The organism is Hydrogenophaga sp. BPS33 (assembly GCF_009859475.1).
Classification (GTDB): Bacteria; Pseudomonadota; Gammaproteobacteria; order Burkholderiales; family Burkholderiaceae_C; genus Hydrogenophaga.
Genome location: NZ_CP044550.1, coordinates 303,984 through 328,089 on the forward strand (window position 1 = coordinate 303,984; position 24,106 = coordinate 328,089).

Sequence of the window (24,106 nt, forward strand, 5' to 3'; positions counted from 1 at the left end):
TCAAAGCCCCAATTTCTTCACAGCGAACCGCGAGAGCACGACCGCTTCCTTGGGCTTAGACCCCTCCGGAATAGCGACCTTGATTACCTTCAGCCCCGGCGTGGCCGGGGGGCTGTAGATCAGACCGGCTGCAGCCATTTCGCCCACCCATGCAGGCACATCGCGCACGAGCGTGGCGAGTTTTTCCACCGTGATGGCCGCGCCGTTGTCCGTCATGCGCATCGACTTGCTGGCCTCACCACGGTCACGCCAGGCCTTCATGACCTTGCCAAGCAACTCGATATGCAGCCGTTTCTTGATGTCCTTCTGAACTTCCTGCGGCACCAGGTCGCTGTACCGAACCTCAGCTGCCTCGCGAATGGGCGCAGCCGCTGCTGCGGCCAAAGGCTCTTCCTCGTGAAGCATTTGGGGGACTCCGCTTCCCACGGTCGGCTTCGCGAGCTCTGGGCCCTCGGAAATCGTCGCCAGGTGCGCTCCAGCCTGGGCGTCCTGGTCGTGCGACTGTCGCAGCTCTGTGGCCTCTGCAGGCGAGTTCGGTGTCGACTCGGGATCGGCCTCGGGCTCCAGGGGCGCAAGTTGTGCTTCGCCACGGCGAACTTGTACTTGCGTCGCCGCCCCAGCTGTTACCTCGGCGCGTGCCAGCGGATCGGCCGCCACGATGGCGTCAAGGGTTTTGGGTACCTGCTCGACATAGTCGTCCGGATCGAAGTCTTCAAGAACAGACAGCGGATTCCGAAGCTTCAGCGCCATGAGGATCTCACCATCGCCGGCGACTACCTCAACCATGCCGAGGCACTCTTCCCCGCCTTGGGTCACCACCTGTGACGCCTTGAGCAACTCTGCAATGGTGGTGGGGCTGGCTGGCCAGCCCGGGTACCCCTGCTGGACACCAAAACGCGCAATGTCCTCGATCGCATCTGGCCAGACGAGGTACAGACCGGATTGATCCGCCTTGACCTTCTCCCCGTTGATCTTCCAACCCACCGATCCAAGCAGCTCGCGAATGGCGCCCACCAAGTATGGGCCCATGTGCGTGCCAACGATCTGGCGCCCGTACGCCTGCGGTCGTCGTGCTTCCTCTCGCCGGGAGATACGCTCCCAGATGGTCTGGATGACATCCAGGCAGTTGCGCGCCTGCGTCGCACTGCCCGATGAGATCTCATACAAGGTCTTCACCAGTTCCGGCGAACCGTCTTCCAGCCATTGCAGGTTCTCGGCACCAACGATCACTGCGATCAAGGCGGACGTGTGGGTTGAAGGACCAATCTCCTGCGGCGACTCATCCACATTGGGCCACCTCGCAAAGATCCGCTGCACGTTGCTGTCTGCCGCCCACTGGGTGAGGCTGCCGAAATGCCGGCGCCATGTCGCGCCTTCCTCGCTGGTGATGACGATTGTGTCCAGCGACTTTCCCAGCGGATATAGGATGCCTGCGAGGAAGCAGACGTAGCGCCAGCGGCCCTCCAGTGCATGGCGGCGCTCGACGGTTTCCGCACCGGTGAAGATCCGGCCATCCCCCGCCTGGTAGCTGTAGAAACCCATTTCAATTGCGGCGCGAAACAACCCACCCTCGCCAGAGAAGAGAGCGGTTGCAGTTGCAGGGAGGACATTGACCTGTTCAGCCAGTCTCAGCAGCGGCTGCTCGAATCTCTGCTCAAAAATGGCGGCGTCACTGGCCGCATGAAGCCGCAAGCGCCCCAGTAGGGCTTCATTTGCGCTCAGGATTCCCTCAGGCGTCGCAATGGCGAGCCCCCGATCAACCGGAGGGTACGCAGGGGGCTGAGCGACGTTCGCCGGCCGTGCGGCGTTCGAATTGCGTGCGCCACTTCCTTGCTGGCTTGCGCGCTGGGTACGGCTGATTGCGGGCGGCGCAGCACGCCTCAATATGGAAATCCACTTTTGGAGCATCCAGGTATTTTTCTACTCAACACCCCATGGCTGACCCCAGCCTACAACCCCAAAAGTGCCCGTAGAGCGGGATCAGCCGACGCGGCGCATATTCACGCGCGAGGCCCTGAAGGCGGCGATTCGCGCTCCGATCTCACTTTCTGCCTCTGAAACGCGCAAATCCTGCGTGACGCACGCCGGGCAGGCCGCCGGGCCGATGTGCAGGCGGCTCACTGGATGCTTGGTTTTGCATGTCCCGCAATGGCGCACTTCGATATCGCCGGCCTTGATGCCATTGATGAGCAGGCAGTAGGTCTCGAACGTGATGCGGTGCTCCCCGCCACAGGGCGCGACATCGCTTCTGTACTTTGAATAGACTTCGATGCGCTTGTCTACCGCGCGCGCATAGTTCGTTTCAACCTCTGCATGCTCACCCGCGCCGCGCGCTCCGAAGTGCAGCGCCATCAGGTAGGCTGCCTCATAGCGCTCGGCCGCTGTTTCCAGGAAGCGTTCTGAGGACGCAGCCTTGATGGTCCCGCGCGGCCGACTCACCGTGACGCCGCGGGCAGCCAAGCGCCGATTCATCTCCTCCTTCAGGCGAGGCTCGTGCACGTTGGTGCCGGTCAACTGGTAGATGAGCTTCGTTCGGGTGGTCAGCTCCATGAGAACGTCGAAGCGATCATCCCAAGCAGGGTCCTCGAACAACACCTTGCGGTTTCCAGAGGTTACGAGTGCGCGGCCGGTGAACTTATCCATGATGCTTGCTTGTGGTTGTAGAGCTTTGTTAGGGAGTCAGAGCACGCCGGCTTTCGAACGCTTGGACATTCCCATGTACATGGTGCGTTCGGCAGAACTCATGTCGCGCGAGGCGGCCACGGTGAAAAATTTGTCGGCGGCTGCAGGGAGCAGCACCAGAGCGGGGTTTGCCGCCAGATCCCAAAGATCATGGGGAGCCATGCGAGCGAGATAGTTTGCCTCTGCCGAACCCAGGTCAAAGAGCACACAGCCCTGTTCGTGTGAGGTGCGCAATGCATCGAGCCGGACGGAAAGCGCCATGAAGGCCTCTTGCCGATTGGCGACCTCAAGTTCGCCTGGCTGAACCAGCGCCGCCGCCGTGGACGGCTTCAGCCCCTCGTGCAGCACCATGGTGAACAGAGGCGCCCTGGTGTCCGCGATGCGAAGCACTTCCTCTTCGCTCAGGACCGCGAGCAGCTCCAGAAGCGCATCCTGCTCGGGAAACCAACGGGCTACTACACGGGCGTCCATGTCTGCAGTACTGCGCGCGATCTGCCAACGGCGCATCAGCGCCTTGTAGTTCTCGGCGATGATGGAGCGTGTGTAGTTGGGCAGACGCCAGTCGCCAAAGAGCTGCGAGTTCAATTTGGCTGTAAGCATTTCTTCTCTCGTCGTATATTCGTCAAGTTCATCCTCCCTCAGTGCCGTCCACGTTAAAGTTTCCGCTCCCGCTCCCCGATATGCTGAGCTGAGCAAAGGTCCTGCGTTCACATTTGATCCTGCCATGGCTCGCGCCCAAGGCATGCCCCCTCCATGTCCGCTATCGACATCCTTCCGCAGCGCTTTAGGGCCCGATTGCGAATTTCTCTCGATGAGCTAGGGTTTCCCCCGACTTTGCGAGACAGAAGTCGTGCATTGGCAGTCTCGCTGGGCGTTCACGAGAGCGTCACCAGCGAGTTCTTGGCCTTCAACGCCACGGCGCTCCCGGATCTGGACCTGCTGGCGAAGATTTCGGAATTGACCCGCAAGCCCATGGGCTGGTTTCTTGACGCTGACGGCAGTAGTTTCCCGGCGAGCACGCGGCTCGTCCACTCACTTGGCTCAGGTCCGGACTTGGCACTTTCACTTCCGGACGATCTCGGCAGCATTGCCGTCGACGCCGACGACTCGCTGTACTACCTCCGCGCTACCCGCAACATGGGCTTCGGCGTCCAGAGCGGCGACTACTTGATCGCGATCGAGGTGCTCGTCCATCCAATGAACATGACGCGCAATCAGATCTACCTGATCGGCGCGAGTGCCGGCTTCGACTTACGCAATTGCGTGGCACAAAGCCCGCTGCGTGCAAGTTTCTCCAGCTTCGATGGCAAGCACACCCTAGTCTTGAAGCCAACCATCGCGGCCGCAGACCGCCGCGATTCGGATTTCGTGGAGAACGGCCTGGGTGAAGGCATGCATCATTTCTCACAGCTGGTGTGCGTACTCAAGGCGGGCAAGAACATCCCGCGCGATAGCAGCGCCTACCTGTTCTTCTCGTAGCCATCGGGGCGGAGCGCTCTGGCAAGCGCGAATAGAAAAAGCCACCCGTCCGTAGACGGGTGGCTTCCTTCGTTCAATGGCTGTGGGCGCGCTCGTACTGCGCGGCCCACTGGTTGGCCATGTCCTGGCCTTGCGATGCTGCCTTGATGACGAGCACCCGAACGCCGTCCTTGCGGATGCGCTGAGCGAGCTGCTCGGCGTAGAAGCTGCCAGGGCGGCGAAACTTCTGCACTCCATCAACGACACCGACTCGCTTGCGCTCATCGTGGTCCGCAAAGATCACCAGGCGCCGGATTTGCGCCTTGAGGTCTTGGGGCAGCTCGAACTGCGCCATCGCTGGGCCGTTCAGGCAAGGCCATACAGGCACTCGGCGCAGCATCGCTGCTGCAAGTCCGGTTTCGATGCCTTCGCACACCGCCAATGTGTCGCCCACGGGCTGCATCATGCGAATGGCGAAGGAGTTGATGCCCAGGCCGTAGTCGGTCTTCTTGACCAACGGTACGGCTGCCTTGTGACCATCCATTGTGAGGAAGGTCTTGTGCAGCTGCACCACCTCACCCCTGGCGTCTTGCGCGAGCGCAAGCATGGCTGGGTACTTGCCAAGTGAAACCGGTCTGCCGCCCTCCGTCTCCGGTGGAGACCAGTACTCCAGGCCCGGGTGATAGCGCAGCATTTGCGGCTTCACGTCCAAACCGGGCACCCTGTTGCTCAGGTAGCGCGAGACCGGGTCGCCGGCGGTGATCTCGCGCGCTTCGCTCCAGAAACGCTGGATGCGCTGCAGATTGCGCTGTGCTTGGTCGGGCGAGAGGTCGTTGGACCTGGCCACACGCGCCTCGCGCGCAATGGCCTGGATCTGTGCGCCTGCACCGAAATAGCTTCGCACGTGGTCTGCCGCTTCGCGAAACGATGCGTATCCCATGTGTTCCATCAGCATTCGAAAGCCATTTGCGTAGCTTCCACCGGTGCATTGATTGCAAACCCACAGCCCGCCGTTCTTCTTCGCCCATCGGAAGCGGTCAGTGCCTCCGCAGAAGGGGCACGGTCCATTTCGCGGGCTGAAGAAACTCGCATCCATGCCTGCTGCCGTGAGGATGTCCGGCCAGCGATCGTAGACGAGGTCCTCTGCTTTGATGTTCACGTCCCAATCTCCAAAGAAACTGAGGCATGCAACGTCCCAAGGGACAGGCTCGCCCCAGTGGGTGGTTGAATGCAGCCAGAAGGCTGCGATCTTCGCAACTGCGAAAACATGCCAATTCTCCAGGGCCAGAAACACCCTGTCCAACGTCGTTGACCACGTCTGGCGCGAACGCCAGGGCTTGTTTCAGCACTCGAGATAAGGACTGAAAAAAGCCCCCCGCATACGGGGAGCAAGGAGTTGATGAGCATCAGGCCGCGAGTCTCAGAGCGAGCTTTTCACGAAACAGGCCTTCCATCGCATCGGGTAGCTGTTCGGTGCAGCTGATGCTCGTCGAGTTGGGAATGAAGGCTCGGATGCAACAACCGATCCCCACCCCAATTACCTCGACATCGTTCTCGTAGGCCTCTTCAAGGGCCCTTGCCAGCAGATGAGGATCGTCCGGACCATCGTCGGTCACGACGACCAGCACGTGCTTTTCCTTTTTCTGCCGCAGCAAGTCTGGCAACTCACGCGCCACAGCCGCCCCCAGGGGCGTTCCCCCGGTCGCGACCAGGTTGGCGCAGCGCCGCACTGCCTGCTGGGCGGGTTGCCCAAAGGTCTGCAGTGACTCGGTGATATCGGTCTGGGCCGGGAACATCGCCACCGAAGTGGAGACGTTGCCGAGTCGCTGCATCGCCAGGCTGAACGCAAGCGTTGCCTCTGCGGCCGTTGGCAGCACCTTCGCCATGCTTCCCGAGCGATCGAGCAGCACCTTGACCGCGGCGTCCACGCCGTTGCGCTTTGCCTTCACCCGAAACACTTTCGTGTCGCCGAGTGAGTTCAAGCGCCAGAAGCGATTGACAGCCACCTGGCCACCAGCTCTGGCATACGACGTAGGCCTACGGCGCTTGTCCTGAAGCTCTCGCAACAAGACACGCACCAGCCGCGACTGCACACCGTCCAGGCGAACGTCAGGACCTACGCCCAGGGGAACTGCAGCGGCGAGCACCGTAGCACCAGGTGTTCCGTTGGCGACACCCGATTGTTTTGCGACGTCAGTCCGCTCCAGATGCTGTATCGCAACCTGCACCAGCTCCTCAAGGTCTTGGCCGTCCTCGCCGACATCTGCAATCGCTTCGGCAAGCAGACGCAGCGTTTGCTCGTCCACCCGCGTCTCCTCCTGCATCTGTTGTTGCGGCTCCGTGATCTTGCCGTGCTGAGCCTCGTAGGCCTCACGAAGCATGTCTCCCAGGTCGTAGCTGCTCTTGGGTAGGGTCAGCGGCTGCTGCTCCTGCTTGGCGTCCAGGTCTGCTTCGGGCTGCGCGCAGCATTCTCCGCCTTCGCCTGCCTCACCGTTGGGGTTGTCCCCTGCAGGCTCGGATTCGCCAACCGGGTCGCTCGCTTCCGTTGCCGGTTGCCCTGGCGCCTCGCCCTCGTGGCTCCCTGACGATCCGCCAGAGGCTTTGGGGCCGCATGCAGGCTCTGGCCCACTGGCGCCCTCGCCACTATCGGGTTGCTCGCTGCCTTCGCCATCCTGCGCTTCAGTCGTTTTGCCTTCTGCTTGCGGGGTACCCGCCGCCGATTGGCCGTCTTCGCCCGGGGCATCGTTGTTGTCGTCGGCGCCCTCGCCTTCGCCATCGTCCCCCTGCTGCAATTCGCTGCTGGGTTCGGGGGCCTGGCCATGCTCGCCGCTCTCCTGGTCCTCTTGGGCCTCGCCTTGGTTTTGCTGTTCCGATTCTTGGTCCTGGTCTTGATCCCCCCCGTCTTCGGGTGGCATCTGTTCCTCGGGCGGCTGCTCGCGCAGTTGGCGCTCGAGCCGCACAGCCAGGTCCTCGGTCTCAATGCTGGACGTGTGCGTTGCCAGTTCCGCAATCGCGGCTTCGATGACCATTCGCTGATGCTCGCTGACCACCTGGGCCGCAAGCGCCTCGAAGGCCTGCGCTCGTTCCTCGATCGCTGCGTACGGCGACAAGGCGCGCATACCGCGAATGATGACGTCGAGCTGCAGCACCTTCGCGCGATCCTCCTCGCGCTGCAAGTCGATCCCATTGAGAATCGTGTCCAGAGCATCATCGAAACCTCGCGCAAGGATCACGCCCGCACCGGGGAACAGCTTTCGCTGCTGCTTTTCCATTCGCGGGTCTTCCAGCAGGTTAAACACCCACTGTTGCTCGTTCGAAAGCCGGTCAAAGCAGCCCACATCGGTGTGCAGTGCGTGTCCTGCCTCGTGTACCGCCATGCGCGTCAGCGCAGCGATCTGTGATTCCTCACCCGTGGTGGGTGTCGGTAGAGTGATGTCTCCATTCGCCAGCATGGATACGTGCTGCCCCCAAATGATGGTGGTGGCACGTCCCAGGATGAGCGACACGAAACCCGCAACGACCTTCTTGGCCGTTGCGACGTTGGTGTTGTTTTGCATGTTTGCTCCCACCGCCCTGGCGCGAGGCCAGGACGTCGTTGGATTGCGTTAGAAAAGGCCGACGAACTCCGGCTGGAAGCCATCGTCATAGCCCTTCGGTTGCATAGGCGGCGACGCATCCGTAGAAGCATCGACATCCACTTGCATTTCCTGCACGGGGGTGTTGTCGGGCTTGACGCCAATCAACGCCTCCGCAGGACTCTCGACTTGCTCGGGTGCAGTGCGCAGGATCGATTCGAACGCGTGGTTCGCGCCGCCCGTGTCCCTGACCAGCAATGCCGCCTGTTGCGCCGACGCATTGTTCGACAGGGTCTTGGCCAACGTCCAGACGTGCATCAGGTGCACGCCCTCGATCGGGCCATCATCCGGCAGCAATGCCAGCACGTGATCGACGATCTGTGCCAGCGGCTCCACGGTCGGGTCCAAGAAGCTGAAGCTCTTGAACTTCGCGCCGATTCGCTTGAGCGGGCCCAGCGTCTTCTGCGTGATCTTCTCGCGCTTGCGCACGGCACCGTGAGCGTCCTTGCCCATCAGGTATTTCTCCATCAGGGTTTTGGCTTCTTCCGCTGCCTCAGCAAACAACTCGCCTTTGAGGCCCGTCATCTGCTTGCCGAACTGCTGGTTGACCTCGCTGAACTCATCGCTGCTGGGCGCGCTAACGCGGCAGAGATGGGACCCGAAGGAAAGGCGTCCAGCCACGTATTCCGGGGTCGGAATGTCCGTGATCAAGTGCTCCCAGTCCTGGTTGTCGATACGCGAGCGCCACTGGCCGATACGCGCATCGAAGTCCTGGTACAGCTTCAGCGCCAGGTCATCGAACTTTTGCTTGATCTCCAGCAGACCACTGTGGACCAGATGGACCTTTCCCTCGGGGATACCGATGGTGCCCAGAAGCGGCAGGCCGTGCAGCTTGAGCAGCTTTTCGGCCTCGCGCTTGTACTTGAGAAACGGTGCCAGGTCTTCCGGGTCCGCGATCTTGATCGAGCCCAGCGTGGCCAGCGACTCTGGGGGGAGATGCGCCAACTCGGGGTTCTTGGCCAGAAGATTCTCCTTGCGGAGTCGCTTGCGGCCTGACCAGAGGTGGATATCCAGCGTGACACAGACGATACCGGTGGCTTTCGCCTGTTTGATGTTGGGAACGACTGATGCGTTCATGTGGGTTGCTCCATGTAGGAGCGGGAACCCACTTACCCCATGCGGGAAGTGAATTCCCGCGGGGGTGTGATGATGAATGCAGGCGCTAAGGCCTGCGTACGGCGATGCCGAACCCTTGCACTGTATGCTGCGGTAGCGGTGAGGGCAATCGACCTGGCCCACGCCATGAGCAGGCACGGGATGTTCGCCATGCACGCGTACACACACCACCCTCGCACGTGCTATTTGGCACACTTGGGCGGTTGCGTCCCGCCATCGAACCCAGACCGTTGAACGGTCAGCTCAGATCGAGCTGGCGGCGATCTTCTCGCTCGAGGACTTGCGCAGGCTTCTGGCGGCAAGGAGCCTGGCCAAAGTTGCAAGCACTATCAATTTTTGATAGTCTTGGCACAGAGGTTTTGCAATGCCATCCAGCTACGTTTTAGGAAATCACTTCGAAGGCTTTGTCCGTCAACAGATTGACTCTGGCCGCTACCTGAGCGCGAGCGAGGTCATCCGTGATGGGTTGCGCTTGCTCGAAGAGCAGACTGTCTTCAAGCGGGCAAAGCTGGAATCCCTTCGGGCCGAAATTCAGGCCGGTATCGTCAGTGGTCCTGGGCGGCCACTATCCGAGGTTCGTGCGGAGCTGAAAGCGCGCTACAAGGATCGGGGTAGCAAAGGCACACCGTCAAGTGCGGTGTGAGCTTTCGCCGCTGGCCGTCGCTGATCTGCAAGAGATCGGCGACTACATTGCGCAGGACAACCCGCGCCGTGCCGAAACCTTCGTCGATGAATTGATCGACCAGGCAGAGAAGATCACCAAAATGCCGAGTGGCTATACAGCGCGCGAGGATCTTGTTCCTGGCCTGCGCATGTGCTCCCATGGGCGATACATCCTCTTCTTCCGGATTGTTGGATCTGTCGTCAGGGTCGAGCGTGTCTTGCACAGTAGCCGCGACATCGATACAGACGATTTCTCAGGTTGAAATAGGCAGTCTCGGAAGTTATAGGCCCACGTCGGCCCAGCGACCCTCCTCCGTAATGACTGTCTAAAGACGCGGTTGTCTTTAGACAGTCCCCTCTTTCGAGGGTCCTGCGAGGCCACCGACCAGTAGCCCCAAGTTGGGTTTGACTCCGAAAGCATCCCCAGCCGGGGGTGTCCCGGCCAGGGGCTGATTTCGCTTAGACGAACCCAGTCACGTCATCAAAATCGGCAAAGCCGTCATTGCCGGAGCTGGATTCACCCGCGCCGGGGTGGCTGGCGCGCCGCTCTTGCGAGTGGGATGCGCCTTCGTCTCGGCCTTGTTGCGGGGGCCGCGTGCTCTGCTGCCCCTGTGCGAAGCCAGAACGGCTCGCGCCTGCTCCATTCATTCGCGTGTTGCCCGCTGCCTGTCTGCCAGCGCCGTAGCGATCACTTGTTGGTCGCTGCGAGCCAGTACCGTCCGAGCCTTGTGCGACAGGATGCGAGCTGCGAGGCCGTGCACCCTTGGCGTGCCAGGTCATCCGGTACTTGGTGAAGGATTTTTTCACCCCTGCGGCGTCGGTGTAAGACGACGTCTCCTGGGTGCCGCTGGCCGAGATGAGTTGCCCCTTCTCGGCCGTTTCGCAGAACTTCTCGGCCTCGCCGTCGAAGCAGAAGAATGTCACCGCTTCGGTGACTTCTTCGCCCTTCGCAAAGCGAGAACTCAGCAGGCGGAACTCGCACACCGCGCCGCCATTCCCGAGAATTTTCAGCTCGGGTTGATGAGCCAGTCGGCCATGCACATTGATCACGATCATCAGTTCACCTTCAGGTTCTCGACTTTGTAGAGGTTCTTGCTTCCTTGGCCGCCGTTGGCCAGCGAGACGGGGACCTTGCCCATGGGCGTGATCGACACTCGCTTACCAACTTCGCATCCTGCTGCCTCCAGCTCTCGCTCGAGTTCAGCACCGCGCAGAGGAAGCTCTGCGCCGTTTTCCAGCAGGATGACCGCCTGAAAGACTTCGTAGGCATCCCGATCTCTTGGCGTCACGCGATGAGAGCCCGCCTGCAACAGCGTTCCAACGTAGGTAATACCCACCGTTGGCGAAGGCGTAAACACCTTCTTCTCCGTTGCGCCTTGCGCCGCGCGTACAGCGTTTGATGCATCCACCTTCACTGCGACCCTTTCGGGCGCAGCTGGGGCTTGAGCAACCGCATTCGTCTTGGCCTTCTGCTTGGTCTCGGCTTTCGCCACAACCTTTGCAGCCGGCGCCGACGAGCTTTGGCTGATCTCCGCTTTGCGTTGCTCCTTGCTTGGCTTGAGGCCTTTCACCCGAGCGTTACCCACCCGGTTGATCAGTTCCTCGGCCAATAGCACCGTTTCCTCCTTCACTTCCTCGATGTCAGCCTTCGGATCGAAGGTGGCATCGGCGAAAGTGAATCGGCGACCCTTCATGATCGCGCGCAGCCGCGGCTCGTTGATGATCAAGTCGCGCTTGACCGTCTTCGTCGCCTTGTACACGCGCAGGTTAAGAACGCCCACAGGGGGCTCCAGGCGAATCGAAATGATCCGGTCTGCAACCGTGAAGTCGGCCGACTGGAGCGGCTGCCCCAAACTCGGCACATTGCGCATTGGCTGCAGCTGACCCGCATCCTCGTTTTCGACCTGCACTCGTGCGGGCTTCTGCGAAGGAGCGGTGTTGATGTTGATCCCTTTGGCCATCCTTCTGGCGGCCAAATCGATCGCGCTTCCCATCGGTCTCAGTACCCAGATGCCCGCTCGCAAGAGCGACATCAGCAGGTAGCCGAACAAGTTGATGAAATCTCGCATGTTGCTTCCTCTTAAAAGGCTGCCAGGCCCGCCTCGGCATTCCATCCTTGGGCGTCACCTGATTCGTTGATGTTTTCCGGCTGGCGCATCACTGGGGCCAGCATTGCGTCGCGGAGCGACCAACTGAGCTGTTCCATTGCGCGTTGAACCGTTTCTTCTTTGAACCACTCGCTGAGGAATTTCTTCCAGGCCAGCGGGTCGTTCATCGGTTTGGTTGTTGGCACCGCTCCCTTTTGACAGAGGACGATTTGCTTGTTCTCCATCGCCCAGTCGGCAAGCACCAGCGCGAAGGCTGGGTGCGTTGCATGAGCGGTGAAATACTGTTTCGCAAGTTCCTGGCGTTTGAGCCAGACTGCGGCCTGTTCACTGAGCACACTGACCATTTGCAGCTTGGTTTCCCAGGCTGCCGTCAGCGCGCTCAGGTCGTCTGAAAGCGACTTGGTCGCCATCAGCACCAGTTCGCTGCCGTCCGGGCTCAGCACGTCAGGATGGACCTCACTGAACTCTCCGTAGACGTCGCCTTCCGGCGTCAGCGTCTGGTGCAGGTACTTGGTACGCGTTGCCCGCACGTAGCCCATGCGGACACGTTTGGTCAAAAGGCCACCGAGGGTGATGGCCTCCACGCGATCGAGTTTCAACGCCTTTCCGGGCTTGATCTCTGCCGTCCAGACCTCGGGGCCGCTTGCGCTGAAGCCCCACTGCCCTTTCGCGCTGTGTGTGTATACGTCGAAGACGAGTTTCATCTTCGACCTCAGCTGACCAGGTTCTCGTCGTAGCCGGCGACCAGCGTGATGGTCTCGCGGACCGCTCTGGACATGACCGGGCTCATGCGCACCGCCTGGCGGATTGCGAAGTGCAGCCCGCTTCGACCTTGCGTTTTCATGACGCCCTGGTACATCACCGTGTACTTGGCCCACCGCAACACCGCTCGGGTGGACAAGGGTTTGTCCACGCCTGCAGCGTCGCTACGGAAAGCCTCGCGCACCTTGTTGGCGACCAGGACGCAGACCTTGGCGATCGGCTCGGCCACGGCCTTATCGACCCGGCCGGCGAGCAGGTGGCGAAGCACCAGGGCTTCTTCCAACTCGGGCTTGAGGTAGTCGACCTCCATGTAGGAGAACCGATCATCGTTGGCCACGTCCTGCACGTTTCGTCCAGCGACCGCGGCCCGGCTGTCCACCGCGTTCTGCGTCGCGAAAAACCGCGTGCGCGGATGCGGTTTGATGGTTTCGCCCGTTTCCGGGATCGTCCACGAATAGCCTTCCAGCAGCATGTTCAGCGCGTTTGCTTCGCCCGGATCCAGCGTGTTGTACTCATCGAGGAGCACCGAAGTGCCCTCACGACAGGCCGTCACCACAGGTCCGTCCTTCCACTGCAATCGACCTTCTTCGGTCGGAAGCAGCTGACCGATAAAGCGATAGCTCTCGGTCGTGGGCGAGCACGGGACCTTGTACAGCGGCACGTTCAAGCGAGCGTGCCACTGCTCGACCAGCGAGGTTTTTCCAGCTGCGGGGTCGCCCTCGATCAGCAGCGCTTTGAAGCCGCCGACCCAGAACATCGTGAGCTGGCGCATTCGATCCGCGTCGAAGACATAGGTCGCATCGCTGGGCGGCACACCCTTCATGCCAGGCTCAAGGCCTGGGATTTCGGCATGCTCAGGTGCTTCCATCAACCCGAAAGTCGTTCGCACGTTGTACTTTCGGATCGCGGTGTTATTGGTTTCCATCGAAAAGTTCCTTAAAGACATTTCCAAGGCCAATCTCTTTGAGAACGGGGACTAAGCCGTCCTGCAAACGCTCAGTGCTGTAGCCGCAGATGCGGCAGCACTGCTCGAATGAGAAAGGTGTTGCGGATTGAGGCAGGATTGCCTCGACTGGCTGCATGCGTTCATCCCGGAGGACGGCAACCATGGTGTTGGGAGCGAAGATCCACTGCAGGACCTCCTTCTTCTCTGCTCCGTTGCCGCGCGCTTGGAGTAACTTCAGCGAGTAGTGCAAGACTGCCTCGTGAAGCTCCTCAATGGCGGCATCGGACCACTCTTCGGACGTCTGAAATGCTTCGATCTGTTCAATGACATCGGCCCTCACGGGATCGACGTCGCAGTTCAGCTCGTTACCTTCATTCGTGCCTCCAATTGGCATGTCCAGTAGACGGTCATCGATTGCATCGAAAAGGCCCTGCTTTGCGGACTGCGCTCGAACCTGAAAGGTCCTAGCCGTTTCCCGCATCTGTGCTTTTTCTTTGCGTTCCGAATACGTCTTCCAGGCTTGTTCAACAGCCTCGATTTCGTGGCTGAGGAACATCGGCAGGTGAAGCTGTCGGTACTGCTGCGTGGGGTCATTCGCCGCGGCGCTCATAGGATTTCTCCCAGATGCCGGCGATGAGTGTGTCCATCGAGCCTCCAGCTCTTTAGCCGGAAAGCGCCCCTACCGGGGAGCTTGTCCCAGCGGGGTGGATGAATGCGGCAAAGCCGCTTGGTGTTTGCTGGCACGAAGGCCAGCGCTACTCGATTTGCATCGAGAAGTGCTCATGGCAATGGCGCAGGCCAATGCCTTCAGCAGTTCTCACGCTGACATGCGAGGTGCGATTGAGGTTGGGGAGATTGGTGAGAACAAGGAAGGGCCAAAGCCCTTCCTTTCCTCAGCGTGCGCAGCTGATCATTTGCCAGCTTCATCCAGAATCTTCTCGATTTGAGAATGACGATCCTGAACCTTGGAGGATGCGGTAGCACCCGTACCAATGGCGAAGTAAGCGACCAGCGACACAGCGACAACCAGCAGAACTGCTTTCATGGAGATCTCCAAACAAGGAAGCCCCAAGTAGCAATCCGCACCCAACGGGCAAAGGAATTGCCAAGTTGGGAAGTTGTGATGCGATGAGCCCACCGGAGTAGGAACATCAGTTGATGGCGTGCGCGTGGCACGCAACGCAGCTTTGCAGCTCCGTTCTTTTCGACAACGTCGAGGAAGACGTCACGACTCGATCCACAAGCCGTCACGACTTTCCCGTGCGTCAATTTTACCTAGAGGGCATGAGCAAGGGGCCGAAGCCCCTGCCACGCGAGGCGCTTCGCGCCCCGTCATCTTTCTGTTGCTCTTTGGAGCGGCCCTCAGTGATCTACCGAGCGCAGTTACTGATCGGAAGGTTCAAGTGTCCCATCTGCACCGCCACTGGAAACCAGACAGCAATGCCATTGTTGGCGTTCCTCGCTGGCAGGTCAATCGACCTGGCTCACCATGTTCACGGCCATCAGGTGGGGTGCCTTTAGGAGCATGGCCACCGCCTTGAAGTGCTTAGCCTGTACACGCTTCCACAGGCCCTCGCCGGACTCTGCCGAGGAAGTCGCCAGCAGCATTGCATCGGCGGGGCGCGCCAACTGCCTTCCCAGCTGCAGGCCAGCCAACAACACCTCTTCACCCAGCAGCACGCGCATCATTTGCTTCGGCGCCAGGGCCCCGCCGTAGGGGATCAGGTGTTCCCCGCTGGCACAAAACTGCTCAGTCGGCGAACCGCCCCAAGCGAAATCCGGTTTGCGCCAACCGTGGGCACAGAACAGCACCGGCTCCCGGTCGTTGCTCACAACCGCTAGGGCCGGTACCGCATCGCCCGAACCGGCTGCACTGCCGCCTTGTGTGTCGTTTTTGACGCGCATGCCCAGGCCCACAGGAATTGCGCCCAGCGTGAGCTTGTCGGCGACTTCTCTTGCGAACGCCTCTGCCTCCGCCTGCGATTTCACGCCGAACGCGCCCACGCCGGTGATGAGCAGATCCGCGATGGCGGGTTGCCCACCCGGGTCTGCAAGTAGGCCGGCTGCGTTTTGCACCCTCTGCAGGCGTTGCTCCAGCGGCAGTGCTGCAGCCGCGCCGAGCTGGCCCCAATGACTGTTCAGCGCAACCGCCCGCGCCACCTGAGTTGGCACTGCCGTGTGATCGCCGGCCCCCTTGACTACCAGGATCACGCACAGGAGCATGCTCAGGCTGCGCGGCGACTTCCAGGACCAGCCATCGCCTTGCTCGCGGCGATCTCGCTCCCTGCGTATCGCAAAAACGAGCCCAGCGGTCATCACCGGCGCCACCACCAGTGTGACGACCCCCATGAAGCCGTCCCCTGCGAACGACCAACCCCACAGCGGATGGGCCATCCCCATGAGACCGAGCGGAGTGGCGAGAGCGATGAACCAGACGAGCACGAGGCGAATGGCGGTGTGCGCCGCGCGACCTTTGCGATCAACCGCAAGTGCCCACAGCCCTGCGGCCACCGCCGACCCCAGAAGCCACGCGGCAAACATCTCAGTGGTGTGCCCCAGGCCGCGCTGCTGCTGGAAGGCTGCAACCGGCACGAAGCACAGCGCCCCGAGGTAGTAGGCCCATGCAAAGCCGAACGCCTGGCGTCGTTGTTCACTGACCCCAACGAGGAACGAAAAAGCAATGCAGAGTCCGGTCGCCCAAGGCAGCGCCACCCATGCAAGCGCCCCAAGAGAGGCGCCGGTGGCAGGCCATAGGAGCCATGACAGGCCCAATGCCGTTCTTTTGTCAGCCTGAGTTTTCGACTGGGTGTTCATCTGCCGGTGAACTTATCACGTCGAATCGCGGGTTCAAGGACCCAATCCACGTTCTTTGGGGCGATATGGGCTCGTTGGCCGGGGTCTTGGATGTCGTTACGACACCTAAAGTCAGCTACGACATTTTCAACCAGTTGGAGAGCCCCTCATGTCCCAAGCCCCGAGTCCGGCCGAACTGGCCGCCCTCAACGAAGTCTCTGCGAAGCGCCAGCGTTCACTCCTGGATGTCTTCGGCAACGCTTTCGCCCACACCTTCCAGAGCCCCGTGGTCTTTCTGGACAACGAGCAGCTGCAGTCGCCCGTTTCTGTCCGCTTCTACAGGAAGGACTTCGCCTACCTGTCCAAGCAGCTGTACCTGGAGTACCAGTACCGCAGCTGGCGTGGCTTCAACGCCGAAACCCTGGAGCGCTACAACGAGGTGATCACCAAGAAGCTGGTCAACATCAACATCCTGATGACCAACACGATTAATCGTTTGGAGAAGCTGCTGCAGCAGAACGGCGCAACTCTGGAGAGTTCACTGTTCCCGAATCCCCAGGCCCTGACCGTGCCGGTGATCGCCGCCCATGCCCGCTCCTACTTCCAGATCCTGCGCGACCTTGACCGGGTGAACTTGCTGGCCGGCACTGCCAACCTGCTTGGCGTGATCGATTCTCAGCAGCGATCCGAGGCCGAGTTCATCTGCAAGAAGGCCGTGCGCGCTTTCCGATCGATCCTGCAAACTGAGGTGAGCAAGCTCTACCGAGAGGCGGACCGCATCATCCAGGAACAAGCCGCCGGCGGCAAGGTGAACGAAGCCATGTCGGCGATCGTCGCCGAACAGGGCAAAGAGATCGCAGCATTCGCAGCATCGGCCAATGACGGCGCCGATGCCGACCACGCGCTCGAGCTGGGCCCCACCGACGCCTCCCAACTCATCGACGACGCTGCCGCCGCATCGGTCGCTGCAACTGCCGCGAGCAAGGGCCGCAAGAAATCCGCAGCCACTGAGACGCCCGCCCCCTGACGACCTGGCAACCTTGTTTCGTCAAATCGTTTGACCCATTACTGTTGGGGCCGTGGAGAACGCGGCCCCATTTTTTTTGCCCACAGTGCTTCCCTCCTGAGGTTTTGCGATGTCCTTCACCCCTCAACAGCAACAAGCCATTGACCATGACGGGCATTTGCTGATCGTCGCCGGGCCTGGCTCCGGGAAGACAACGACCTCGGTGGCCAAGGCCATGCGCATCCTTGCGGATCCCAATCGCCGCCTGATCATGGTGACCTTCACCAAAGAGGGCGCGGTCGAGATGCGCCGGCGCCTGGACGCGGCCCAGCAGAAAGCCGGTGAACGCCCCTTCAGCGAAGATCGTCTGATCATCTCGACGTTTCACAGCATTGCGATCAAGCACCTGTTTCGCCACACGCCGCGCCAGAAGGTGTTGAGCCCCGCCCAGCAAAACATTCTACTCAACGACGCCATCGGCTCGTTCATCCCTCCCGGGGAGGAGCAAAAGCTTGCGCGCCAGATGTTCGAGTCCTACATGTATGCGGTTGACCGCTCCGTACTGACGCTCCCTGAGGCCGTCACACGGGTGATCGACCGCTACTCGACTCGGCTTCGCGATAGCGGGCACACCGATCTTTACTCGATCATGCGCGACTGTGCGCTGCAGGTTCACTCGGGCACCATTCCGCCCCTGCCCTTCACCGACCTGCTCGTCGACGAGGGTCAGGACACCGACGACCTGCAGAAGCACTGGATCTTTGCGCACGCCAAGGCTGGGTGCAACGTGACCATTGTGGGCGATGACGATCAGTCCATCTACGAGTGGCGCCAGGCTCTGGGCTACGCCGGCATGAAGTCCTTCTTGGACACGTTTAGAGCCAAGCGCATCGAGCTCGGCGACAACTTCCGCTGCCGATCGGAGATCCTGTCGCACGCTGTGATGCTGGTGGGGCTCAACAAGTCCCGCTTGGACAAGACGCTGATGGCGCGCCGCGGCAAGGGGGGGAGCATCGGGGCGTACAACACCGCGAGCGCCGAGCGCCAGGCTCTTGAGCTTGCCGGCCTGGTCTCCTCCACACCGCAACAGCACCAGAACGCCGTGGTGCTCGCCCGCAAGAACCGCTCGCTCGACCTGCTGGAGCTCGAACTTCGCGCCAACGGCGTCGAGTACATGCGCATAGGCAAAAGCATTTGGGACAATCCCAACATCGCCGGCTACCTGTCCTTCCTGCAGACCTTGCTGGACAACTCCCCCGTTGGCGTGCTCGGTGTTCTGCCGTACCACGGTATCAGCGAAGATCTCAAGGCCGAACTGTTGCGCTCCATGGATGGCAATGCTTCATCGTTCCTGGATGGCGTGGTACCCGACCTTGACCACGCGAGCGCCGCCGACCGCAAGTCCCTGCAGGGGTTGGCCAACAGCTGTTCGTACTGGCGAAAGCAGCTTCGAGCCTCCCATACCGGGCTCAGCGGATCGGTTCGCGAGGTGATTCTGGAGGTGGGCGCCCTCTACGGTGGCTGGATGCCGCGGCAGCAAACGGCCGACCTGGTCGACATCTGCGCTCGCATCCTGAGTGACCTGAATGGCACGCTCTCCAGCCGCCTCAAGTTCGTGAGCACGAGATCCCGTGATCTCGGCAGCGTGCCCCTGGTACTCATGACCATGCACGGCTCCAAGGGCCTGGAGTTTGAGACTGTGCATGTGATCGATGCAAGCGCCGCAGACAGTGACTCGCACGTGGCCAACTACGAGGCCGAGCGCCGCCTGATGTACGTCGCACTCACGCGGGCCAAGAATCGGTGCGTAGTGTGGTTTTCTGGCAAGCCTCACATGACGGTCACCGAGGCGCGCATTCCCGTGAAGCACCGCTACGATGACGTCAAAGCTCTTGTTCTCGCCGGCAACTGATGCGCCACATCCACAGTCCCCTGGCGATGAGCTACGAAGGTAGGGATTGCCGCATGCTCGTCATCGAGGCTGACAGCCTCGAAGCGATGGATGAGGCGCGGCAGAACGCACGCGAGAAAGGGTGGACCGACTATCTGGACGGCCAGGTGCCCAGTAACGGCTGGTACAGCGCGTGGATGCTCAAACCGGCCGACACATCGCTCACACAAGGGTAAGCTGACAGCGCCCAAGCAGTTGCGCGCAGCTGAAGGTGTTGGCCAACGAAAAAGGCCCGAGCTGAGCTCGGGCCTTTTCTTTGATTCGCCTGTTGGCGTGCACCAGGTTAGGCCGTCACAGCCTCCTCCTGACGCTCCTGTTGTACCTGTTGTACCTGTTGCTTCTTGCGTCGTTTGGCCACCATCGATGGCTGTTCGACTTTTCTGCGCTTGCCATCGCGAACGATGCCGAATCGCGCCCAGACCTCAGGATCAACCCGCAGAGGTGTCACCATCATGCGGTTGAGGTTGATGAAGACCCCCTGAGTGTCCAGACGGCCCTCGGTGAAGAGCTTCCACAGAAGATTCGCTGCGAAGTCCGACACGGTGGGGTTGATGTACAGACTCTGTTTCTCAAGCGCTTCAGCAAGGGAACACGAAGGTGTGTTGTCCTTGTCTTCGGCCGACGCATCTATCAGGTCCGCGTAGAACTCGGCGATATGCGGCAGGCGCATCATGTCGTCATTGACCTTGCGACGCGAGGTGACCTGCCCAAGAACCACCTGCCCATCGGTGGCACGGTTGCCCGTGTCCAGCCAGTAGCGGGTGCCACTCGCACAGTTCTCCAGGCCCCGCAGAATCGCAAGGCGCGCTGCTCGATTGTCAACGGCACCGATGACGAGGTCGAAGCGGTCCAGACTGGCTCGCGTCGACAGAATTGCCGGCTCGCTCTTCCAGATCACCCCCTCCAACGCCATGTTGGCCCGGTTGACCAGCACATCGCTCTTGAAGCGCCCCACATCGCCAGGGTAGAACGCCTGGCGCCCGATGTTGGCCGTGGATACCGTATCCGGGTCCACAACCGTCACATCCAGGCCCGCAGGGTGCCCCTTCGCGAGAAGTGCTCGATGCAGCGCGACGAGTTTTTCAAGCATTCGACTGCCCGTTCCACCCGCGCCCACCAGGAGCACGTTCACAGCGTGCGTCATGAGCTTGCCGTTGAGGACATGCATCTTGGTTTGGTTCACCACTGCACCTCCAGCTCGCCGGCCTTGTTGATCGACGCTTGCAGGTACAGCCCCGCCATGCACAACCGGATGGCTGAGCTTGGCGTGTCTCGGTCCAGGTTGCCCAGAACCGCGCTGAACTTCATCGCACCGCTGTCGTCTTGATCGTCGACACTGGAAAAGTAGGCCGCATGAAGTCCATGGCTGTGCAAGTCGAGCACCAAGTGCTCATCGTCGACCAGCCGGACCTCCACGAAGGCCACAAAGTTCGCATTTGCCCTCAAGCTCTTGCGCACCTCGTAGCGCCAGGCATCGCTCTCGCTGTTCCAGATCAGGGCTGCGGCCACCTCGTTGGGCAGCGCCGCTCGCGCGTCCGCAACGAACTGACGAATCAGGGCTGCCGGTACGTTCGAACACAGAACCGACGCAGACTGGTATACCTCCCCATAGGGCAGGCGAAACCCTTCTGTGCACTGTGCCACCGGATGCACAAGGCGAATCCAGGGCAGGCTGATCTCGCGCATCAGTGCTTGGCGTGAGGCCAGGAACCGGATGCCCGTATCTTTTCTTGCTTGCAGAGGCTCCGCGATTGGAGTCGCCACAAGGGGAAAGGCCTCAAGAATGGCCTTGTCCATGTTGTTCATCAGAACTCTCCTTGGGCCCGGTCATGCGGGCGCTCATAGAAATCAAGTGCCAACAGATCGTTGACCGTGAGGTTGATGTCCACCAGGACCCTCTCGGGGAAGGTCTTGCTAGGTCGACTCAGTTGCTTCTTCCAGAACGCACACGGCTCCACCCCGAGGGTCAGCCGGTCCTTCTCGCGGAAGTTCGGGTGCGTGAAGTGCGACCCGAAGAAGAATCGCTCCCAGGCTTGAAGGTCTGTTCGCTGATCCTCCCCCGGGACCTTGGCGTTGCCCACGCAGACCTGCCCGCTGGACCACACGTTGAAGAACGGGGCCTGGTAGAGCTTGGTCTGCTTCGTCGGTACGACGTCGCCCTTGAAGGCAAACACGTGCAGCGTGCGCTCGCCGGCCATGAAGACCAGCCCCGGCGTCGGGCAACTTGCGCTTCCGCTGAACTGCACAACGCTATGGCTACTGGCCTGAAAAAACATCGCTCGCGTGCGCGGCGGCGTCCACCAGATCAGCCGGCCTAAGCCCTTGGCAAGGATTGCCGGGTCGTTCCATTCAATCGCAGGCCTGTCCTGGGGTTTGAGCCCCCCGATCAGGTCCTTGAAATCACCCTCGGTGAGGGGAGCGCCGGGGCGGATCATCGGGCTTCCGCTGATGACCTCGACACGGTGCTTGGTTGCATACGCTTGTCGCGTCTCGCGCGACTCGTAGATGAGCAGCGCACTGGCCAGCCGATACTGATCCCCCGCGCTTTGTGCTTCAAATTTCATCGTCGTCTCCGTGGACGGGAAGGTGCGACATCAGCTCTTCGAGCAGATGCCACAAGTTGAGAAAACCCTTGGTCTCGGTGACCAGATCAGCGAGTTGCTGATCGGTCAGTCCTTTGTCAAGGGGTATGGTCTTGCGTGCGAATGCCTCCATGACATCGCCACCGTTGTAGGCCTGCTCCTCGGCATGGCTTGCGGTTTCCCACAGCAGGTGCGGGTCATCCCACGCCACGAAGCACATCGCGCCGATCGACTCGACATCGCTTCCGTTGGCGTTGCTGAAGAAGTTGAAGTCCGCAGCGTTGCGCCTGCTCACCGCCGCTTTGAGAGCGACGGCGGCGTGCACGCACGCTGCCTGGGGATGCTGCGCATTGGCTCGAAGCCAGTGCTTGACCTTTGCCAGTGAAACGGGGGTGCCCTTGGCGCGCTTGTCGCGTGCGGGTCGGTATGAAACGGTGCCCAGTAGATGCTGGTGGCCGTCCACCGCTGCCAGGATGTCCGATGGCCAATGAACGTACTGCTCGCGCAGTGCCTCCATGGTCTCATCTGACACCGGCGTGCCCGGTTCGTAGTCGTGATCGCCCTCCTCCATAAGCACGGCCCGCGCGAAGCATTGATCCGTGAACTCGTCGAGTTCGGTCAGTCGGTAATCGAGGTGGTACGCCACCATCGGCATGTCGTAGCAGAACAGACCTTTGCTCTGCACCTGGTCCAGCACCGAGGTGATGAACCAGCCGAGTCCGGGAAGTGCCGCCTCCAGAGGATCTACCACGGGTTTGAGGCGATAGGTCAGGATGTCCGGGCGTGCCCCGATGACAACTTGAAGTTGCTCGTCGGTCACCACAAAGGTGGGCGTGCCCTTCATTCCCTCCCCGGCGCGGGGGGTGAGCGCTTCGGTGTAGTTGGACCATTGCTGGGCCACCACTTCTTCCAACGTGTGCATCATCCCGCCTGGCAGCGCAAGGCCGCCAGCTTCTCCCGCTAGCGCAAGTCGGGCCAGAACGCGTTTGCGCACTGTCGCTTGTTCCAAGGCGAAGGGGATTTCCGCAGAGAGCGCGGGAAGTGCGAAACAGCCCTGCACCGCAGACGGGGCAGGAGTGAGTTCCAAGGTTTCCATGGGGTCTCCAGGTATGGGAAACCCCACTTCCACATCGGGAAGCTGGTTCCCAATGGGTTGGTGATGGCGCGCCGGGTAACCGGTGCACGAGATCGCGTGATGCGATGACCGGATAATTTTCGCCGGGGGCGAAGCGCGCGTCAAAGCTTGTGGCTCACCACCGGCCCCGGTACGTCCTCAATTCGCCGCGGCGAGGGCAAAAAAAAACCCGCCGTGGCTTGTGGCCAGGGCGGGCTGTCGACTATTTCACGTCAACGGGTTGTAGATGAGACGCCCATGGAAGAACCATGGACGCCTCGTTGTTGCAGCTCATCAGCCCCAGATGCCGAAGGCACTGGAAGGCATGCTGATCGCCTTGCCGCGCCGCTGGGAAGCAGTGAGCACAGCAGAGAGTCGGCGGGCGACTGCGTCTGTGCCGTCGAGCCTCGCTTGGGGCAGCGCAGCGCTGTTGCCGGCGCCGCTGGTACACAGCGCCTTCTCGATCAGCGCGCGGGCCTCCAGGGCGGGGCTGGCAGTGACCTCCTCGCGCCCCTTCGCGCCGGCGGCACGAATGAAACTCCAGGTGGCCACACCGTTCTCGGTCACAGGTCCCTCGATCACCGCGTTGTTGAGTTCGGGGAACTGCGTCGCGTAGAACTCACGAACCTGATCGGGGGTCATCGCCTCGTTCGGGTCCGGCAGCGTCAGCGAGTTGTAGCGGTACTTGCGGGTCAGGTTGATCACTTGCATGGTCAACCTCCTCAGAACAGCGATGCGTCAAGCGAACCGGAAGTGGCGGTGGCAACACCATCGCCACCCGCGCCCACCGGTTGCCCGGCTTCTTGGGTCGAACCCGACTCGGGGTCGGTAGCTTCCCCTTCTCCCGGTTCGTCATCGTCACCCGTCATGAGCCCTGCGCTCATATCGCGCGGCTTCTTGGCCGGCGCGCTCAGTATGACACCCGGCTTGGTTGCCGCCTTGCCCGCCGTCTTGGTCGCCGCCGCTGCCTTCGCCTGATCGGCGAGAGCCTTGGCCGCGTCTTCCGCCGCCTTGAGTTCGGCCTGAGACTGTTCGATCAGCCCGCTGATCGTCAGCTGCGTTGCCAGGTAGCTCTCCAGGAAAGCCGGCAGTTGCGCATCCAGCTCGGCCGCCGTAGCGACCAGCGCCTTGGGCGTGAGCGTGATGCCTGCCTTGTTTTCCTTGGCCACCGGGATCAGGTCCAGCTGCATGTTCTGGCCGTTCGCCGAGAGCTTCATCTGGATCGACACGCCAGCGGCAACGAGGGGAGCAAATTGTTGAAAAAGGTTCATGTCGTTTCTCGAAAGAGAT

General features: G+C 61.1%; 25 protein-coding genes. 6 read left to right on the plus strand and 19 right to left on the minus strand.

The features are described 5' to 3' along the window. From F9K07_RS30815 to F9K07_RS30825, 3 genes are all read right to left on the minus strand, one after another. Positions 1-1,908, minus strand: coding sequence for a TraI domain-containing protein (locus F9K07_RS30815; RefSeq protein ID WP_159597377.1), 1,908 nt, complete (start codon positions 1,906-1,908; stop codon positions 1-3). A gap of 72 nt (positions 1,909-1,980) precedes the next feature. Continuing rightward, positions 1,981-2,643: a hypothetical protein gene (locus F9K07_RS30820; protein ID WP_159597378.1), complete on the minus strand. Its 663-nt coding sequence runs from the start codon at positions 2,641-2,643 to the stop codon at positions 1,981-1,983. Positions 2,644-2,679: 36 nt separating this feature from the next. Further along, entirely contained in the window at positions 2,680-3,282 is a 603-nt protein-coding gene (locus F9K07_RS30825; RefSeq protein ID WP_159597379.1) for a hypothetical protein, read from the minus strand. Positions 3,283-3,435: 153 nt separating this feature from the next. Between F9K07_RS30825 and F9K07_RS30830 the strand changes: the two genes are divergently transcribed. Then, entirely contained in the window at positions 3,436-4,161 is a 726-nt protein-coding gene (locus F9K07_RS30830; protein WP_159597380.1) for a hypothetical protein, read from the plus strand. A gap of 73 nt (positions 4,162-4,234) precedes the next feature. On the opposite strand, the gene F9K07_RS30835 is transcribed toward F9K07_RS30830, so the two are convergent. The 3 genes from F9K07_RS30835 to F9K07_RS30845 all read right to left on the minus strand — a co-directional run bounded on the left by F9K07_RS30835 (position 4,235) and on the right by F9K07_RS30845 (position 8,852). Further along, positions 4,235-5,299, minus strand: coding sequence for a DUF7146 domain-containing protein (locus F9K07_RS30835; protein WP_159597381.1), 1,065 nt, complete (start codon positions 5,297-5,299; stop codon positions 4,235-4,237). 247 nt (positions 5,300-5,546) lie between these two features. Next, positions 5,547-7,697, minus strand: coding sequence for a VWA domain-containing protein (locus F9K07_RS30840; protein WP_159597382.1), 2,151 nt, complete (start codon positions 7,695-7,697; stop codon positions 5,547-5,549). 48 nt (positions 7,698-7,745) lie between these two features. Continuing rightward, positions 7,746-8,852, minus strand: a complete 1,107-nt coding sequence (locus F9K07_RS30845) for a DUF3150 domain-containing protein (protein ID WP_159597383.1) — start codon at positions 8,850-8,852, stop codon at positions 7,746-7,748. Positions 8,853-9,255: 403 nt separating this feature from the next. On the opposite strand from F9K07_RS30845, the gene F9K07_RS30850 reads away from it, so the two are divergent. Together F9K07_RS30850 and F9K07_RS30855 are read left to right on the plus strand one after the other, a co-directional pair. Further along, positions 9,256-9,534 (plus strand): type II toxin-antitoxin system ParD family antitoxin, encoded by a 279-nt coding sequence (locus tag F9K07_RS30850; protein WP_159597384.1) that lies wholly within the window; start codon positions 9,256-9,258, stop codon positions 9,532-9,534. Continuing rightward, positions 9,524-9,817, plus strand: a complete 294-nt coding sequence (locus F9K07_RS30855) for a type II toxin-antitoxin system RelE/ParE family toxin (protein ID WP_159597385.1) — start codon at positions 9,524-9,526, stop codon at positions 9,815-9,817. Before F9K07_RS30850 ends, F9K07_RS30855 begins: the two co-directional genes overlap by 11 nt. 196 nt (positions 9,818-10,013) lie before the next feature. On the opposite strand, the gene F9K07_RS30860 is transcribed toward F9K07_RS30855, so the two are convergent. From F9K07_RS30860 to F9K07_RS30885, 7 genes are all read right to left on the minus strand, one after another. Continuing rightward, a complete protein-coding gene (locus F9K07_RS30860; RefSeq protein ID WP_159597386.1) occupies positions 10,014-10,610 on the minus strand; it encodes a single-stranded DNA-binding protein in 597 nt (198 codons plus the stop codon). After that, on the minus strand, positions 10,610-11,623 hold the full coding sequence (locus F9K07_RS30865; RefSeq protein WP_159597387.1) for a hypothetical protein: 1,014 nt from the start codon (positions 11,621-11,623) through the stop codon (positions 10,610-10,612). The genes F9K07_RS30860 and F9K07_RS30865 overlap by 1 nt, the downstream gene beginning before the upstream one ends. Before the next feature lie 11 nt (positions 11,624-11,634). After that, entirely contained in the window at positions 11,635-12,366 is a 732-nt protein-coding gene (locus F9K07_RS30870) for a hypothetical protein (protein ID WP_159597388.1), read from the minus strand. Positions 12,367-12,374: 8 nt separating this feature from the next. Then, positions 12,375-13,349, minus strand: a complete 975-nt coding sequence (locus tag F9K07_RS30875) for an AAA family ATPase (protein ID WP_159597389.1) — start codon at positions 13,347-13,349, stop codon at positions 12,375-12,377. Beyond that, positions 13,336-13,980, minus strand: coding sequence for a hypothetical protein (locus F9K07_RS30880; RefSeq protein WP_159597390.1), 645 nt, complete (start codon positions 13,978-13,980; stop codon positions 13,336-13,338). The genes F9K07_RS30875 and F9K07_RS30880 overlap by 14 nt, the downstream gene beginning before the upstream one ends. Before the next feature lie 300 nt (positions 13,981-14,280). Further along, positions 14,281-14,415 (minus strand): hypothetical protein, encoded by a 135-nt coding sequence (locus tag F9K07_RS32160; protein WP_268894769.1) that lies wholly within the window; start codon positions 14,413-14,415, stop codon positions 14,281-14,283. 425 nt (positions 14,416-14,840) lie between these two features. Further along, a complete protein-coding gene (locus F9K07_RS30885; protein WP_159597391.1) occupies positions 14,841-16,184 on the minus strand; it encodes a hypothetical protein in 1,344 nt (447 codons plus the stop codon). 148 nt (positions 16,185-16,332) lie between these two features. On the opposite strand from F9K07_RS30885, the gene F9K07_RS30890 reads away from it, so the two are divergent. The 3 genes from F9K07_RS30890 (at position 16,333) to F9K07_RS30900 (ending at position 19,296) form a co-directional block, all read left to right on the plus strand. Next, positions 16,333-17,190: a hypothetical protein gene (locus F9K07_RS30890; RefSeq protein WP_159597392.1), complete on the plus strand. Its 858-nt coding sequence runs from the start codon at positions 16,333-16,335 to the stop codon at positions 17,188-17,190. 109 nt (positions 17,191-17,299) lie between these two features. Then, complete coding sequence (locus tag F9K07_RS30895) at positions 17,300-19,081, plus strand: UvrD-helicase domain-containing protein (protein ID WP_159597393.1); 1,782 nt, start codon at positions 17,300-17,302, stop codon at positions 19,079-19,081. A 53-nt stretch (positions 19,082-19,134) separates the two neighbouring features. Then, positions 19,135-19,296 (plus strand): hypothetical protein, encoded by a 162-nt coding sequence (locus F9K07_RS30900; protein ID WP_159597394.1) that lies wholly within the window; start codon positions 19,135-19,137, stop codon positions 19,294-19,296. A 107-nt stretch (positions 19,297-19,403) separates the two neighbouring features. Here the strand turns inward: F9K07_RS30900 and F9K07_RS30905 are convergent, their stop codons facing one another. From F9K07_RS30905 to F9K07_RS30930, 6 genes are all read right to left on the minus strand, one after another. Then, positions 19,404-20,303 (minus strand): PRTRC system ThiF family protein, encoded by a 900-nt coding sequence (locus F9K07_RS30905; RefSeq protein ID WP_236582109.1) that lies wholly within the window; start codon positions 20,301-20,303, stop codon positions 19,404-19,406. After that, positions 20,300-20,926, minus strand: a complete 627-nt coding sequence (locus tag F9K07_RS30910) for a PRTRC system protein A (protein ID WP_159597395.1) — start codon at positions 20,924-20,926, stop codon at positions 20,300-20,302. The genes F9K07_RS30905 and F9K07_RS30910 overlap by 4 nt, the downstream gene beginning before the upstream one ends. Then, entirely contained in the window at positions 20,926-21,684 is a 759-nt protein-coding gene (locus F9K07_RS30915; protein WP_159597396.1) for a PRTRC system protein B, read from the minus strand. Before F9K07_RS30915 ends, F9K07_RS30910 begins: the two co-directional genes overlap by 1 nt. Beyond that, the gene (locus F9K07_RS30920) at positions 21,674-22,798 is read right to left on the minus strand and encodes a PRTRC system protein F (protein ID WP_159597397.1); all 1,125 of its coding nucleotides are present in this window, start codon (positions 22,796-22,798) and stop codon (positions 21,674-21,676) included. The genes F9K07_RS30915 and F9K07_RS30920 overlap by 11 nt, the downstream gene beginning before the upstream one ends. 312 nt (positions 22,799-23,110) lie before the next feature. Then, positions 23,111-23,527, minus strand: coding sequence for a PRTRC system protein C (locus F9K07_RS30925; protein WP_201451622.1), 417 nt, complete (start codon positions 23,525-23,527; stop codon positions 23,111-23,113). 11 nt (positions 23,528-23,538) lie between these two features. Continuing rightward, on the minus strand, positions 23,539-24,087 hold the full coding sequence (locus F9K07_RS30930; RefSeq protein ID WP_159597399.1) for a PRTRC system protein E: 549 nt from the start codon (positions 24,085-24,087) through the stop codon (positions 23,539-23,541). Positions 24,088-24,106: the final 19 nt, after the last annotated feature.